Below are 13,906 nucleotides of genomic sequence, written 5' to 3' on the forward strand. Positions count from 1 at the left end.
ATCGACGTCTCCGCCCACGGGATCGAGAAGGCCGGGTCGGGACCGCGCCGAACGAGGGCGAGACGACGGCCGCGAAGTATGTCCGTGGAGCCCGTGCCGTGACGGCGGCGCAGAAGGTCGGCACCCGAGCAAAGCGACTGGGATCGCTCGCCACGGGGCTGCCGATCATCGCCCGCCGAGATCATCCGCTCGGCATCCAACGTGGCCGCTGGACGACGGTGGTGCTGTTGTCGCCCAACGGCTGAACTCAGCTCACCAGCAGGTCACGATCGTCTCGGTCGCGGACTTGCGAATCACCGTCGAGCCCTCCCGGACCTCGACGCGCATCGACTCCGTCTGACAACCAGTCGACTTGCGGGGCATGTCGCAGTACACCAGGCTGCCGTTTCCGTTGGTGTTGTGACATTCCCAGCTTCCATAGCCGCTGATGGAGTAGACGGCGACCGCTCGGTGGCCGTCGGCCGCCACGTCGTACACCGCCACCGAGGTGGTTCCGCCGGACTCGGACGCGCAACCCGTGCACGAGGTTGCCTGGGCGCCTTGGGTCTCGACGGCGAGACCGGCCGCGTGGGCGGGCGTCGCCACCGCCATGCTCGCGACCACCGCCGCGGCAACGGTCGCCATCGCGACCAGAGTTCTTCTCATGTGGACTCCTGGGAATCGTGGAGGGGACGTGACGTCGTCCACCTCATCAATCCGAACCACGAGTGCCCCACGGCTTCGCCACAACGGGGCGACCGTTCTCCCCGACGTCGAGTCGTCCTCGGTCAGCCGACGCGCACCCTCGTGTCAGCCGCCCGCCGCCGATCACTCATCCCGGACACGACCTCGAGCGGCTTGGCCGCCAGCTGGACGATGATGAGGATCGCGGGGGCGGCAGCGGTCACGACCATCCACAGTGCGAACTCGTTGAGGGCGTCGAACTCGCCGCCGTACATCCATTCCGTCCTCAGCTCGTATTCTCCGATGTCGACGGGCATGAGCCGGTGGCCCTCGTTGGAGAACCACGGGATCACGTATAGGAAGGCGACCGCCAGCAACGCCACCTGGCAACCGCGCAACAGATTCGCCGTGGCCGTGCTGATCGGTCGTCCGCTGAACGTGCCGAACGCACCGATGACGAGAACCGCCGCCACCACCGGCAGTACCACTACCGCGCCGAGCAGCGCGATCAATGCGTCCTCACTGGTCGGCGAGGACTGGAAGTCGTTGTACGCCAGTACGTCGCTCCACCACATCAGCGAGATGACGGCGACCACCGCCAGCTGCCCGAGTTGGACCATCGTGGTCACCCGCACGGATCGTGCGATTCGAGACGCCGTCACGGGCCGCGACGGTAGTCCCAGTTGGACCAGACCGATGATCACCACCGCGATGATGACGATCGCGCTGATGGCGGCCCGGATCCCAATGATGTACGGCCCTCCTGAGAGGACGATCAGCAGCACCGACGCGGACGCGTGGACGAGCGTCAGCCACTGCGAGAGGCGCACGGGCGGAGCCGACCAGTTCACGTTTCGCGTCACGCGGAGGGCGTTCGATCCGGTGAACCACGCGAGCGCGACCAGCATCGGCGCCAGGGGGCCCATGGCGATCCATATGTACATCGGCGGCTCGATCATCACCATCGCGATTGGCGCGCAGACGGATTCCGCGAACAGCAGGGCGAACTGCGTCCACAGGAGCACGATCAGGGTGACGCGGAACCGTCGCGTCGTCGCCGTTCCGTTTCCGGGCGCCGACGCTTCGCCCAACGGGCGGTTCGGCGCGAAGGAAAGAGGCGGGGCAGGCAGTGGGTGCGACGGCGTGATCTGGTCGGGTGACGTCGTGGGGAGGAGTTCGGTGCGCGGCGGCGGCACGGCGAACGGCGGGGTGACCGTGGCGCGCATGGGCGCTGGCGGAGTCACCGGCACGGCTGCCATGTCGATCGTGGCACCTGCGGCGACGACGAGTTCGGGCTGGTCGATGACGGTCGGAGCGATCCCCGTATCCCGATGCAGGGTCGTCGCGACCAGCGGCATCCGCGAGGCGCCGCCGACCAGGTACACCCCCGCGATCCGTTCGCGCGGCACCTCGGCCGACCGCAGGACCGCGTCGGTCAACCGACTCGCCTGGCGCAGCAACGGTTCGGTGATCGCCTCCAGTTCGTCCCGCGTCAGGTGAGCGTCCACATCGACGATGGGGACCAGCAGATCCACGCGGTTGTGCCGGGACAGCCGCTCCTTCGCGGCGCGCACGTCGTCGAGGAAGGTTCGACGGTGCCGTCGACTGGAGGTGTCATCCCCGCCCATCAACGCGTCCCACCGGTCGTCGCCGTCGAACCGACGTCCGATGTGGTCGACGATGCCGTGGTCGATGTCGACTCCGCCGAGTCTGTCAGAACCGTCGACGGTGAGTACCTCGAAGCCGGCGGGGGTCGCGGCGACGACGGACGCGTCAAAGGTGCCCCCGCCGAAGTCGCAGACCACGACGGCGTTCCCCGGCACCACGTCGATCCCCGGCTCACCAGTGAAGTGCCGCGCGGCCGCCACGGGCTCGGGCATGAGGGTGACCGCACCGAATCCGGCCAGGCGGCACGCGTCCGTCAGCACGAGACGTCGCGCTGGGCCCCACACGGCCGGGTGCGTCAGGACCGTGCGCGACGGCAACGCCCCCGCCACCCGTTCGGCTTCGGCACGGACCCGCCCGAGGACGGCCGCGAACAGCCGGGTCACCTCGATCTCCGTGTCACCCAACAACACCGTGCCGTCGTCCACCCGTCGTTTCGGATTCGGCTCGAAGCGTTCCGGGTTGAGCCGCGCCGAATGCAACGCGTCACGGCCGCATACGAGCTCACCGGTCGGTTCGGCATAGACGGCCGACGGGAGCAGGGGCGAGCCGTCGAACAACAGGGGCGTGGCCGCACCGTTCTCGCGTCTGAGTACGGCGACCGTGTGGGACGTACCGAAGTCGACACCGAGTACAGCGGAGGCAGACACCTTGGGACATTAGCAAAATCAACGATTCCGTCGTCACGATGGACGGTCCCACGCCGGGGATTGGCCGACGTCGGGTGAGGGGCACGTCCACATGAACCGGAACGACCACCGACTCGCGGGGCCGTCCGCTTGGTGGAGCCCGGAGCCGCCGGGTCAAGCCTCCGTGCGCCATTCGTCCACAAGGTTCCCGGCGGCGGTCGTCACGCGGTTCACCACGTGCACGTCGGCGCGTTGAAGCTCAACCAGGCCTCCCACGTCGTCGATGCGCCGGAGGGCCTCCTCGATCTCGAGCTTCGCGTGGTCCTCGTCCAGCGCGGCGATGATTTCCGCCGCGGTGATCGGACAGTCGGGGGTCGCCCGGTGCAGATCGACGACGACGCCCAGTACTTCCCGATCAAACGGCTGTATCCCCATGCGTCTGTTCTACCGCCGGTGGGGCCGGATGGGCACCCTTTGCCGAAAACGGGCGGCCCTTCACCTGGTCGTGCCGGCGCGAAAACCGTGTCACCCGAAGGGCGGTTGGAAGAATGTGTCCGACCCGGCTTGTAGCGTGTCGCCGGGGAGCGCGCTGTCCTGCGCGCGCCGAGACGACGGCGCTCCCTCACAAACACTCTCGTGCCGATGCCCAGGAGGCGGATCGTGCTGGTCCAACGCATCTTCGTCCCACAGTGGATATCGATCGATCGCATGGACGGCTGGCCCTTCACGGTGCCGTGCGTTCGGCAGATCGCGGACAAGGGGTTGGAGTTCACCGCGCCGGTGACGATGATCGTCGGGGAGAACGGCTCCGGCAAATCCACCATCGTCGAGGCGGTCGCCGAATCCTTCGGAGTGGACTCCCGAGGCGGCAAAGTCGGCCGCAGGTACACCAATGACAACGACCAGACGGCTTTCGGGAAGGTCCTGGCGGTGGACTGCACTCCCGCCGGGCACCGAATGAGGCGCGGCCCCCGACTCAAGAAGAAGGGCTTCTTCCTCCGCGCAGAGACGGCGGTGTCGCTGATCGAGAACCTGCACGGCAAACCCGGATACTGGGAGGCGGACACGTCGGCCATGAGCCATGGTGAGGGGTTTCTGGCCCTGTTCGAGGAGATGTTCCGCGAACCCGGTCTCTACATCATGGACGAGCCGGAGGCCGCGCTGTCGTTCACGTCCTGCCTGCAACTCGTCGCGCTGATGCACGAACTGGGACGGTCGGGTTCGCAGATCGTGTGCGCGACGCACTCGCCGATCCTCGCGTCCACGCCGGGCGCCGACATCGTGGAGGTCGGGGATTTCGGCTACCGCCGCACCGACTGGGCCTCTTTGGATCTCGTCGACCACTGGCGCCGCTACCTCAACAAGCCGGAGGCGTACCTGCGTCACCTCACCGACGAAGCCGAGAATCACGGCTGAGTCGAGGTTCGATCCATCGGCCGGACTCGATCCTCTGTAGACGTCGGCCGCTCACGACACCTCGCCCGAGCGGGAAGCCTCGCGTCGAGGGCTCCTCGACGACACACCGCCAGCTGTCCGCCGGTGCACCTCGGACGTCCCCGCTTGACTTTCGTGCCCGACCGGGCGCCTTAATCCGAAGTGGATGACGAGGAGGCCGGCGGTTCCAGGATCGCGGGTCCCTTCTTCAGGACCTCGGCGAGGTCGAGGGCCGAGATCTCCATGACCGCGATGTTGAATCGCATGATGGGTTTGCCCCCGGCGGGGCCGAATAGGCCGACGAAGCGCTGTCGAGGATCGGTGTGGACGTCGGCCACCGAGCTCCAGTCGACCCGACGCCCCGACCTCGAGGTCTGATTGACGCCGGTCGCGTCGATGGACCATCTAACGCCCCGAAGGATCCAGGCGAACGCGATGAGGACCGCCGCCAGGCATGTCATGAGGAGCAGGACGACCACGCCTCCCGCGCCTTCCTCCGTCATGAACCCGTACACCCCTAGGACCACGAAACCGATCCCCAGGATGTCGAGTATGACGACCAGGCTCAGCTTCAACGGAAAGCCGATCGTGCCGTCGCGTTCCTGGGCGCCGTACGGGAGGTCACGTCGAATGTGCTGAGGCAACGCGGCCCAGTCCTTGGCGGTGGCGGTCTTGGTGGTCATGCCCGTCGACACCAAGAGGACGACGCCGAGAAGGAACATTCCCGCGAAGACGACGAACTCGGTGAGCGCCTTCTTGCCATTGATGAGGTCGATCAGCGAGAAGACGCCGAGGAGTAGACCGAAGAGGGTGAAGAGCAGGCCGAACCTGCCGATCAGGAGCACGGATCGGGTACGGGGCATGTGTTTCGCCGCAGGCATGGAATCAAGGTTATCGATACTTCGCAACGCCGATCGGTGCCTCACGGACGATCGGACGAGCGAACCGCCCTTCACCTCGTTTGCACGTCGAACCGTCTCGAACCCGCACCGACCTGGGGGACGACCCCGGGCGGACCCGGGGCCGTCGGTTGGTTCAGTTCGCGTCGTCGATCGTGATCTCATCGAGGGCCGGTTCCTCGACGAGCGAGAAAGCGGACGCGGCGAGCTCTTGGACCGACGCCGCACCACGGGCGGCGGCGAGTTTGGCGGGGCTCTCCCACCGCCAGACCGCGCCCCATACGGAGTCGTCGACCCTGCCGAAGTGCGCGTCGATCAGGCCCATGTCGGCGTTGACGGCGGCACGGACGAGCGCGGCGTGCCGCGACCTCAGTTCGGCGACGTTTTCCGGGGCGACCCGACCGCGAGTGAAGGTGATGACGGACATGCGAGCTCCTTTTCCGAGGCTATTAGAGTTCAACACTAGTGATTGACTCTAGTTATACACTCTACGAATGACCATCGCCAAGGGAGTCGGGAAGCGCGCCGAGAAGGCTCGTAAGACCCGCCAGAAGATCCTCGCCGCAGCCGGAGAACTGTTCGTGCGACACGGCTACGGGACGACCACGCTGCAGGACGTCGCGGCCGAGGCCGGGGTGGCCGTCCAGACGATCTACTTCGTGTTCGGCAACAAGCGCACGCTGGTCAAGGAACTCGTGGACGTGACGATCGCGGGCGACGACGCCGATGTACCCACTGTGGATCGCTTGTGGTTCGTGTCCGCCGTCGGTGCCGACACCGGCGCCGAACTGCTGGAGCGCCTGACTTCGGGAAGCGGCGAGGTCATCGCCCGAGTCGCGCCGATTCTCAAGGTCATCGAGACGGCCGCCGCGACCGACGCCGAACTCGCCGACGCCTGGAACCAGGACGAGGACCCGCGACACATCGTCATGACACACGCCGCGACGTCGTTGATCGATAAGCCGGACGCGCGGCCGGGTGTGACCGTCGAGACGGCGGCGGACGTCATGTACGGCCTGCTGAGCCCCGAGTTGTATCGGGTCATGGTGACGACCCGACATTGGTCGCACGACCGGTGGGCGCAATGGACGATTGAGAGTCTGACCGAGCAACTGTGCGGAGATTGACGCTCCCCACTCAACGGCGAACGGCCGGAACCGCAGACGGTTCCGGCCNTTCGCCGTCCACGACTTGGTGGCGCTCGCATCGTGGTGTATATCTAGAGTCAAACACTAGTGATGAACTCTAATGAAATGGTCGCACCGCGACCTCGCCTCCCCAACGGAGACAACACATGAACCTCGCACTCTGGATCACCCAGGCGTTCCTGGCGCTCGCCTTCGTGGTGGTCGGACTCATGAAGGCCACCCGTCCCATCTCAACCATCGCCCCGTCCATGCCGTGGGTCGAGGACTACTCCCCCATTACCGTCCGCCTCATCGGGGCGATCGAAGTTGTCGGAGCGATCGGCCTGATACTGCCCGGCGTCACCGGCGTCGCCACCGTTCTGACGCCGATCTCCGCCACCGGTCTCGCCCTCATCATGGTGCTCGCGGCGATCGTCCACGCACGACGAAAGGAGGGCGGCGCGATCGTTCTGAACGTCGTCCTGCTCGCCGCGTCCGCCTTCGTCGCGTGGGAACAATTCGGACGGTACGCCGGTTGAGACGGCGAGAACCCGCAACAACCATGGAAGGAAGACGACGATGGCCGATGACGTGACCCTACGTCCGATCGGAGTGGTCTCGGGAGGCCGAGACGACTGGCACGAGGACGATTGGGGGTCCGTCGAGGCTGCCATCGTGCTCGATTCCGAACAGTTCGCGCCCGACGCCACGACCGGCCTCCACGAGTTCTCGCACGTGGAAGTCGTGTTCCTGTTCGATCGGGTCGATCCGAGCCGAATCCGAAGCGAGCCCAGGCCGGCTCGCGGCGACAACCGATTCCCACCGGTCGGCGTCTTCGCCCACCGTGGACCGTTCCGGCCGAACCGGATCGGCGTCACCCGATGTCGGCTCCTCGATGTGACGGGCCTCCACTTGAGAGTGCAGGGCCTCGATGCCCTGGCGGGAAGCCCGGTGCTCGACGTCAAACCCTGCCACGTGGAGTTCGAGACCGGGCCGATCTCGCAGCCCTCGTGGACATCTCAGCTGATGGCCGACTACTTCTAGTCCGACCGGCGAACGTCCGACGATGGAAACCGGTCACCAAACGCTTCACCGTTGAGAACGGGACGCGCTCCGCCGATGGAGCGCGTCCCCCAATGCCGTAACGGAATCGACCACGAGTCCATCCACTGAGGAGTGCTCTGGCCGTAGTCGAGCCACGGATTCAGCGCCCGTCAGGTCGGCATCGTTCGCGTGGATTCCTTCGGACTGACGGAGACCGGTCGCGGCAACGAAACGACCGACTTCACGGACAGAGCAGACAGACGGGAGTACCGACGGGTCGCCGAAAACGGCCGTCCGACCCATCCCCGGAAGTTCCCGAGGTCCGAGTCTGGTGGGTTTCGAGGCACGGAACAGGCTGGCCCTTGCCATGCGGGACCGTCGGGACGCCGTGGGACGCGGCGGCGATCCGGCCTCCGCCGCGCCGCCCGATGCGGACGAGGAGCGGCTTCCGCCTCCGTCCCAGTTCCCACTACGCGCTCGATGAGACGGTCGACACTGGAGCATTGGCGCGGACACGACGTCGCAACGCCGAATGGGTCTGCTGGTCGGCCGTTCACGGCTTCGCCGACCTGGCGACGAGTGGACCGCTGCGCGGCATGATGGACGCCGACGGCCTGGACGAGTTCTCCGCTCAACTCGTCGCGGGCGTCGTCAAGGGCATCCGCTGACCGCGACCTCGAAATGAGCACGGAGCCGCACTGAACACTTGGGACGCAACCGAAAACCGCCGATCGACGAGGTGGGCGGATCGGCGGATCAGGATGTGAGACGAACCCGGAGACCGAGAACCGGAATCGGGTGTGCGCAGAACGTCCGTTCCCCCGCCACGAACCGTGACGAGGGAACGGGGACGGCGGACGGTTGCTCAGGCCGTCTTGATCGCGGAGATGTCGAACTCCAGGTCGATCTTGTCGGATACCAGAACGCCACCGGTCTCCAACGCGGCGTGGAAGTCCACGCCGAAGTCGCGCCGGTTGATCCGCGCGGTGCCTTCCAGACCGAGACGCTGGTTGCCGTACGGGTCGGTCGCGAAACCGGTGTACTCCATATTGACGGTCACCGGCTTGGTGACGTCCTTGATGGTGAGGTTCCCGTTCAGGTTGAACGAGGTCTCGTCGACCCGCTCGACCCCGGTGCTGACAAAGGTGATCGTCGGGTACTTCGGAGCGTCGAAGAAGTCATTGGTGCGCAAGTGGGCGTCGCGCTGCTCGTTGCTGGTGTTGACGCTCGCGACCTGCAGGGTCACGTTCGCCGTGGACGCGGCCAGGTCATCACCGTTGACGACGCCGGTGCCCTCGAACTCGGTGAAGGAGCCGCGCACCTTGGTGACCATCGCGTGGCGCGCGACGAATCCGAAGCGCGTGTGGGTCGGGTCGAGCGTGTAGGTGCCGGTCAGCTCGGAAAGTACGGGTGCGGTCATGGTTCGTTCCTCCAGGGACGTTATTTGCTGATGTATCAACAATGTAGCGCACATTATGCTGACATATCAACATTCAGGCGGTAGACTGGGGGATGTGTCACAACCCCGATGGCTCAGCGAGCCCGAACAGCGTCTCTGGCGGGCGTGGCGCGCCATGTACCAGCGGCTCGAGTCGACGCTCGACCGCGACCTGGCGCGCGACTCCGGTCTGTCCGGCGCGGACTACGCCCTCCTCGTCCCACTATCCGAAGCACCCGATCAGCGGGTCCGGGCCCGTGAGCTGCGCAACGGCGTCGGCTGGGATCGCAGCCGCCTGGCTCACCACCTGAGAAGGATGGAACAGCGAGGTCTCCTCGTCCGCGAGGACTGCCCGACGGACGCGCGAGGCACGATCATCCGGCTCACCGACGAGGGGCGCCGAGCGATCGAGGACGCCGCGCCGGGGCACGTGGCGGCGGTCCGGTGGAACTTCATCGACCTCCTCACCGAAGAGGAGGTCACGGTGCTGACCTCCGTCGCGAAGCGGGTGAACGACCGACTCAACGAGGCCGACAACGCCTGACGGCGAAACCCACGTCGATTGATCGAAGTCGATCTCCTCGCGAATGAACGGCTGTCGACCCATCCCGGAATCGACGGACACCTTCGCCGTAGTCGGATTGCCGACATATCTCTTTCGCTGGCGGGACAACGACTGTAGATTCCACGACGATCACCGGTCACGGTCCAGACCGAACGGTCGATTGCTCGAGGAGGTCGGCCGATGGCATACGGAATCCCCGGACAGAGTCCCCATTCGCGAGGAAATCGCCGATGGCCCGCACGGGCCGTCGTCATCACAACGGTGCTGATCACGACCGGGACGATCATCGCGGTCGTCCCGGCGATGCTTCCCGCGGCCGAAGCAACGATGAGCGAGTCGAACCTCCGTGACTGGCGCGCCCGAACCCGCACGACGAGCGCGGTGTTCGGCCTGGTGTCCGCCCCCGCGACTCACCTGTCCGCGAACCTTGACACCGGTGGCCGCGAACTCGCGGTAGACGCGTCCGTGTCCAACCTCGGCACCTTGAACGCGACCGTGTCCGGAACCGGATTCGACGCCGAACTGCTCCAGACCGGCGAGTACACCTTCGTCAAGGCCCCCGCGAGTTTCTGGTCCGACGAGGGATTCACGAGGGACGAGGCCACCCAGTTCGACGGGACCTGGACCAGAACCGACCCCGATGTGTTCGGCGTGAACCTGGCTGAGGCTCTCGATCCGACGACGATCGCGATGGACGTCGACCGTTCGGTCCTCGAGGGTCGCGCGACGCCCGGCGGATCCGGCATGGTCGACGGCGTGACCGCCGACGTCGTGCATCTCGGCGACGACCGCACCCTCTACCTGTCGACCTCGGAGTCGCCGAGCCTGCTGAGGCTCGAAGAACCCGGCAACACCATCGACTTCGAGTCCCTCGACCAGGACGCCGTCGAGGAGTTGTTCGAACAGATCACCGATCTCATCGAAGGACTCGACACGGCCGTGGACTCGCAGGTGCGGTTCGCGCTCGACGGTGACATCGTCCTGTCTCCCTGCAATCAAACAACGTGCACCGCGAAGTTGTCACTGTCGAACACGGTCAGCACGACCAGCAGGTACGTCAAGGTCGACGCACCGGTTCACGCCTCGGTGACCATTGACATGAGCCTCGACGGCCGACCGATCAAGACCTGTGTGAAGAACCTCACGATGAAACCGAACGGCACCGGGAACGTCACCTGCACCGCGTCCTACACGCTGCCGAACCCACCACCCGGGCAAACCCGCTACCACGAGGTCGTCGCCCGGTCCACCACCGTCGCGCGGGCTGTCGCCAAAGCCGACATCGCGCAGCTCATCAAGGATGTCCTGGAGGAAGCCGAACGACTCGTCAAGATCTACGATCAGACCGGCGTCAAACCCAACAGTCCCAATGTGGACGAGGAGACCGAGGAACGCAAGGACGAATGCGAGGCAGGCCGGGCACCCGCGCAGCCGAACTACTGGAATCTGGAGACGCCCTCCGGTGAAACCGAGCAGCGGGCGACGGGTGCCGATGCCTGCTACCCCGCGTACGGCCGCATCCCGAGCGGGATCGGCGGAAGCCGGATAACCCCGGCAGGCTTCCTCCCGAACATGAACCGCGGGCACCTGATCGCCTACTCCTTGAGCGGATCCAATAAGGAACTGCGGAACATGGTGCCGCTGTATCGGCAGGCGAACTACCCCGAGATGTACACGCAACACGAGAACAGGGTGCGGCCAATGGTCAACGCCGGGGAAACCGTCTACTACCAAGTCGTCCCGTACTACACGGTCAACGCGTTCATTCCCTGCGCCGTCATCATCACGATCTACAACGCGACCACCGGGGTCGTCGATCGTCAACCTTTGATCAACCAAGGACTGCTGAATGGGAACTGGGAATCCGGCTGTCGATAGTCTCACCGTCCTTACCGGATGGGACGCGATGGCCCTCTCCCGAGACTGGGACGACATCGAACACGAGCTCGGAACCGGCCTGCCATCGGACTACAAGGCACTGACGGACGCCTTCGGCTTCGGTTGTTTCGCGGATCGGCTTCGGCTGATCGAACCTGACCAGTGGGGTGATCGGGCGCTGTGGATTCGATGGCTGCGGAGGCTGTTCACGGACCTGGACTCCTACGCTCGACAGCACGAACCGGCCTTCCCGTATCGGTTCTGGCCTCAGGAGTCGGGCCTGCTTCCTTGGGCGGACATGGACGACCAGGAGTACTTCTGCTGGCACACCGTCGGAGAACCGAACGAATGGCCGATAGTGGTGTGCGACCGCTCGCTTCGGGTCTCCGACGTGTATCCCATGCGCGCCAGCGAGTTCCTTGTCGCGCTCCTGCGCGGCACCGTCACCGTGCCGATGCTCGGCGACGTCAACGAGAGGTTCACCGCCGAACCGCGACGCTTCACCGCCCTGGCTCCGAATCCACGCGCCCAATGAACGGGCCGTCGTGCGATCGCGAACGGTGAGCAGGCTCATACCGTCATCCGACTCCGACGGCTGCAAGATTCAGAAGTGAACAAGACTCTGATCCTGGCCACGGTGTCGGCGGCCAACTTCATGGCGATGCTGAACATCAGCATCGTCAACGTCGCCCTCCCCGCCATGGAGACGGACCTCCACACGGACCTGTCCGGCTTGCAGTGGGTCGTCAACGCGTTCACGATCTGCCTGTCCGCGTTGACCCTGACGGGCGGCGCGCTCGGTGACCGTTTCGGGCGCAAGCGGCTGTTCGTCATCGGCATCGCCGGTTTTCTCGCGGGCTCGGTGTTGTGCGCGTTGGCGTCGGACCTGCCCACGCTCATCACGGGACGGTTCGTGCAGGGCGTCGCCGCCGCAATGCTGATACCGGGCTCGCTGTCGATCCTCGCGCAGACGTACACCGACCCGGTCGAGCGCGCCCGAAAGATCGGCGTATGGGCATCGCTATCGGCGATCGCCATGGTCATCGGACCGGTGGCCGGCGGCGTCCTCATCGAGTACTACGACTGGCCGGCCATCTTCTGGGTCAGTGTCCCCATTGGTGTGATCGCCCTGATCGCGGCCCTGTTCACCGTCCCGGAGAGCGCCGACCCGACCCACGCCTCGCTCGACCCTCTCGGTCAGTCGCTGGCCGTCGGCGCTTTGGGCCTCCTCACCTACGGTCTGATCCGCTCCGGCGACACGGGCTGGAGCGACGCGGTCACGCTCGTCGGCGTCGGGGTCGGTATCGCGTTGTTCGCGGCGTTCGTCGCCGTCGAACTGCGGCAGTCGCGCCCGATGCTGCCGGTACGGCTGTTCGCCGACCGCAACTTCGCGACGATGAACCTCGCCTCGGCCGCGCTCGGCTTCGGACCGTACGCGATCTACACCTTCCTGTCCTTGTTCATGCAGCAGGCGCAGAACTTGACGGCGATCGAAACGGGGTTGGCGTTCGTTCCGATGTCCCTCGCGACCGCCGCCGTCGCGCCGATCGCCGGACGTTGGATGGGTCGCTCCGGACCGCGCGCCCCCATGCTCACCGGCTATCTGACATCGGCGGTCGGCTTGATCGGGCTCGTATCGCTGACACCCGACACCTCATACTGGGTCGCAATCGGCTGGTTCGTCCTCATGGGAGCGGGCATGGGATTCTCGATGACTCCGACAACGACCGCGGCTGTCACGGCCGTGCCGCGCGAACGCTCCGGCATCGCCTCGGCGACGATCAACACCACCCGACAGACCGGAATGGCGCTCGGTGTGGCCCTCCTCGGTTCCGTTGTGGCGGCGGGCGACGACTTCACGACAGGTTTTCACTGGGCGGCGCTGATCGCCGGCGCGGTATCGCTGCTGGCGGTTGTCGCGGTCCTCGCCAACCGGGCCTCGAAGCCATCGAGCCCAACGATTCTGGCCACGCAACCCGGCTGAAGACGGATCACGACGCCACCGGTTGTCGGATGCCCGACGACGGGCCCGCGACGCCGTCTCGATCGGTCCGTGGGATGCGTCGCGGGGATACCATTGGCGCCGAACCGGTGTGACGGACCGGCGTGACGGCGGTGCTGTCTCCGCCGGACCGAGACGAGAGGGAGTTGGTCGCGATGACGGGCGGGGTGTTGACGGGTCGTGAGTGGATCGACGACTGGAAGCGGCGAGCGGACAAGCTTCGGGATGACACGCTGGAGATGGCCGAGAAGATGGAGCGCCTGTCCGTCTCGTCGGTCAACGGCGACAACGACATCCGCGTGACGGTCAACAGTCAAGGGGTCGTCACCGAGATCCGTTTCAAGGAGTCGGTGCGGGACAAGCCCGCCGACGACATCGCCCAGCAGGTGCTCTCGACGATGCGCGCGGCACAGAACAAGGTCATCGAAGGCGCCCGACTGGTCATGGAACAGACGGTCGGGACGGAATCGGAAACCGGACGCGCCATCGTCTCGGGACTGGAACAGCAATTGCGCCCCCGGGAGAGCTGACGCGGGAGTGTCACACGCGGTCGCGACTGATC

At 65.9% G+C, this 13,906-nt stretch carries 17 protein-coding genes; 11 read left to right on the plus strand and 6 right to left on the minus strand.

Translation table 11 applies throughout. The features are described from left to right. Positions 1 to 98 precede the first annotated feature (98 nt). The gene (locus ACM9NP_RS06405) at positions 99 to 245 is read left to right on the plus strand and encodes a hypothetical protein (RefSeq protein ID WP_415645664.1); all 147 of its coding nucleotides are present in this window, start codon (positions 99 to 101) and stop codon (positions 243 to 245) included. Positions 246 to 252: 7 nt separating this feature from the next. On the opposite strand, the gene ACM9NP_RS06410 is transcribed toward ACM9NP_RS06405, so the two are convergent. The 3 genes from ACM9NP_RS06410 to ACM9NP_RS06420 all read right to left on the minus strand — a co-directional run bounded on the left by ACM9NP_RS06410 (position 253) and on the right by ACM9NP_RS06420 (position 3,392). Continuing rightward, positions 253 to 645, minus strand: coding sequence for a hypothetical protein (locus ACM9NP_RS06410; RefSeq protein WP_415645665.1), 393 nt, complete (start codon positions 643 to 645; stop codon positions 253 to 255). Between the two features lie 122 nt (positions 646 to 767). Further along, positions 768 to 2,978 (minus strand): Hsp70 family protein, encoded by a 2,211-nt coding sequence (locus ACM9NP_RS06415; RefSeq protein WP_415645666.1) that lies wholly within the window; start codon positions 2,976 to 2,978, stop codon positions 768 to 770. Between the two features lie 153 nt (positions 2,979 to 3,131). Further along, the gene (locus tag ACM9NP_RS06420) at positions 3,132 to 3,392 is read right to left on the minus strand and encodes a hypothetical protein (RefSeq protein ID WP_415645667.1); all 261 of its coding nucleotides are present in this window, start codon (positions 3,390 to 3,392) and stop codon (positions 3,132 to 3,134) included. Between the two features lie 225 nt (positions 3,393 to 3,617). Between ACM9NP_RS06420 and ACM9NP_RS06425 the strand changes: the two genes are divergently transcribed. Further along, positions 3,618 to 4,373 carry an AAA family ATPase gene (locus ACM9NP_RS06425; protein WP_415645669.1) on the plus strand — a complete coding sequence of 252 codons (756 nt, stop codon included), beginning with the start codon at positions 3,618 to 3,620 and terminating at the stop codon, positions 4,371 to 4,373. A 170-nt stretch (positions 4,374 to 4,543) separates the two neighbouring features. Here the strand turns inward: ACM9NP_RS06425 and ACM9NP_RS06430 are convergent, their stop codons facing one another. Together ACM9NP_RS06430 and ACM9NP_RS06435 are read right to left on the minus strand one after the other, a co-directional pair. Next, the gene (locus ACM9NP_RS06430) at positions 4,544 to 5,272 is read right to left on the minus strand and encodes a hypothetical protein (RefSeq protein WP_415645670.1); all 729 of its coding nucleotides are present in this window, start codon (positions 5,270 to 5,272) and stop codon (positions 4,544 to 4,546) included. A 154-nt stretch (positions 5,273 to 5,426) separates the two neighbouring features. Further along, positions 5,427 to 5,717: a hypothetical protein gene (locus ACM9NP_RS06435; protein WP_415645671.1), complete on the minus strand. Its 291-nt coding sequence runs from the start codon at positions 5,715 to 5,717 to the stop codon at positions 5,427 to 5,429. 67 nt (positions 5,718 to 5,784) lie between these two features. Here ACM9NP_RS06435 and ACM9NP_RS06440 point away from each other — a divergent pair, with 67 nt between their 5' ends. From ACM9NP_RS06440 to ACM9NP_RS06455, 4 genes are all read left to right on the plus strand, one after another. Further along, on the plus strand, positions 5,785 to 6,417 hold the full coding sequence (locus ACM9NP_RS06440; protein WP_415645672.1) for a TetR/AcrR family transcriptional regulator: 633 nt from the start codon (positions 5,785 to 5,787) through the stop codon (positions 6,415 to 6,417). 167 nt (positions 6,418 to 6,584) lie between these two features. Then, positions 6,585 to 6,956, plus strand: coding sequence for a DoxX family protein (locus ACM9NP_RS06445; RefSeq protein ID WP_415645673.1), 372 nt, complete (start codon positions 6,585 to 6,587; stop codon positions 6,954 to 6,956). Between the two features lie 40 nt (positions 6,957 to 6,996). Next, a complete protein-coding gene (locus tag ACM9NP_RS06450; RefSeq protein ID WP_415645674.1) occupies positions 6,997 to 7,461 on the plus strand; it encodes an SAM-dependent methyltransferase in 465 nt (154 codons plus the stop codon). A gap of 503 nt (positions 7,462 to 7,964) precedes the next feature. After that, a complete protein-coding gene (locus ACM9NP_RS06455; protein ID WP_415645675.1) occupies positions 7,965 to 8,129 on the plus strand; it encodes a hypothetical protein in 165 nt (54 codons plus the stop codon). Between the two features lie 197 nt (positions 8,130 to 8,326). On the opposite strand, the gene ACM9NP_RS06460 is transcribed toward ACM9NP_RS06455, so the two are convergent. After that, positions 8,327 to 8,881: a YceI family protein gene (locus ACM9NP_RS06460; protein WP_415645676.1), complete on the minus strand. Its 555-nt coding sequence runs from the start codon at positions 8,879 to 8,881 to the stop codon at positions 8,327 to 8,329. 94 nt (positions 8,882 to 8,975) lie between these two features. Between ACM9NP_RS06460 and ACM9NP_RS06465 the strand changes: the two genes are divergently transcribed. From ACM9NP_RS06465 to ACM9NP_RS06485, 5 genes are all read left to right on the plus strand, one after another. After that, the gene (locus ACM9NP_RS06465; protein WP_415645677.1) at positions 8,976 to 9,443 is read left to right on the plus strand and encodes a MarR family winged helix-turn-helix transcriptional regulator; all 468 of its coding nucleotides are present in this window, start codon (positions 8,976 to 8,978) and stop codon (positions 9,441 to 9,443) included. Positions 9,444 to 9,644: 201 nt separating this feature from the next. Beyond that, a complete protein-coding gene (locus tag ACM9NP_RS06470) occupies positions 9,645 to 11,342 on the plus strand; it encodes a DNA/RNA non-specific endonuclease (RefSeq protein WP_415645678.1) in 1,698 nt (565 codons plus the stop codon). Next, on the plus strand, positions 11,314 to 11,877 hold the full coding sequence (locus tag ACM9NP_RS06475) for an SMI1/KNR4 family protein (protein ID WP_415645679.1): 564 nt from the start codon (positions 11,314 to 11,316) through the stop codon (positions 11,875 to 11,877). The genes ACM9NP_RS06470 and ACM9NP_RS06475 overlap by 29 nt, the downstream gene beginning before the upstream one ends. 75 nt (positions 11,878 to 11,952) lie before the next feature. Next, positions 11,953 to 13,326, plus strand: coding sequence for an MFS transporter (locus tag ACM9NP_RS06480; RefSeq protein WP_415645680.1), 1,374 nt, complete (start codon positions 11,953 to 11,955; stop codon positions 13,324 to 13,326). A gap of 122 nt (positions 13,327 to 13,448) precedes the next feature. Then, on the plus strand, positions 13,449 to 13,874 hold the full coding sequence (locus ACM9NP_RS06485; protein WP_415645681.1) for a YbaB/EbfC family nucleoid-associated protein: 426 nt from the start codon (positions 13,449 to 13,451) through the stop codon (positions 13,872 to 13,874). Positions 13,875 to 13,906 lie beyond the last annotated feature (32 nt).

Origin of the sequence: Stackebrandtia soli (assembly GCF_965137155.1) — a bacterium.
Taxonomy (GTDB): Bacteria; Actinomycetota; Actinomycetes; order Mycobacteriales; family Micromonosporaceae; genus Stackebrandtia; species Stackebrandtia soli.

What these genes read in the sequence shown, in the direction of transcription:
- ACM9NP_RS06410 (WP_415645665.1), bottom strand. Translation starts at nt 645, where the DNA reads ATGAGAAGAACTCTGGTCGCGATGGCGACCGTTGCCGCGGCGGTGGTC.
- ACM9NP_RS06420 (WP_415645667.1), bottom strand. Translation starts at nt 3,392, where the DNA reads ATGGGGATACAGCCGTTTGATCGGGAAGTACTGGGCGTCGTCGTCGAT.
- ACM9NP_RS06430 (WP_415645670.1), bottom strand. Translation starts at nt 5,272, where the DNA reads ATGCCTGCGGCGAAACACATGCCCCGTACCCGATCCGTGCTCCTGATC.
- ACM9NP_RS06435 (WP_415645671.1), bottom strand. Translation starts at nt 5,717, where the DNA reads ATGTCCGTCATCACCTTCACTCGCGGTCGGGTCGCCCCGGAAAACGTC.
- ACM9NP_RS06440 (WP_415645672.1), top strand. Translation starts at nt 5,785, where the DNA reads ATGACCATCGCCAAGGGAGTCGGGAAGCGCGCCGAGAAGGCTCGTAAG.
- ACM9NP_RS06445 (WP_415645673.1), top strand. Translation starts at nt 6,585, where the DNA reads ATGAACCTCGCACTCTGGATCACCCAGGCGTTCCTGGCGCTCGCCTTC.
- ACM9NP_RS06450 (WP_415645674.1), top strand. Translation starts at nt 6,997, where the DNA reads ATGGCCGATGACGTGACCCTACGTCCGATCGGAGTGGTCTCGGGAGGC.
- ACM9NP_RS06460 (WP_415645676.1), bottom strand. Translation starts at nt 8,881, where the DNA reads ATGACCGCACCCGTACTTTCCGAGCTGACCGGCACCTACACGCTCGAC.
- ACM9NP_RS06470 (WP_415645678.1), top strand. Translation starts at nt 9,645, where the DNA reads ATGGCATACGGAATCCCCGGACAGAGTCCCCATTCGCGAGGAAATCGC.
- ACM9NP_RS06475 (WP_415645679.1), top strand. Translation starts at nt 11,314, where the DNA reads ATGGGAACTGGGAATCCGGCTGTCGATAGTCTCACCGTCCTTACCGGA.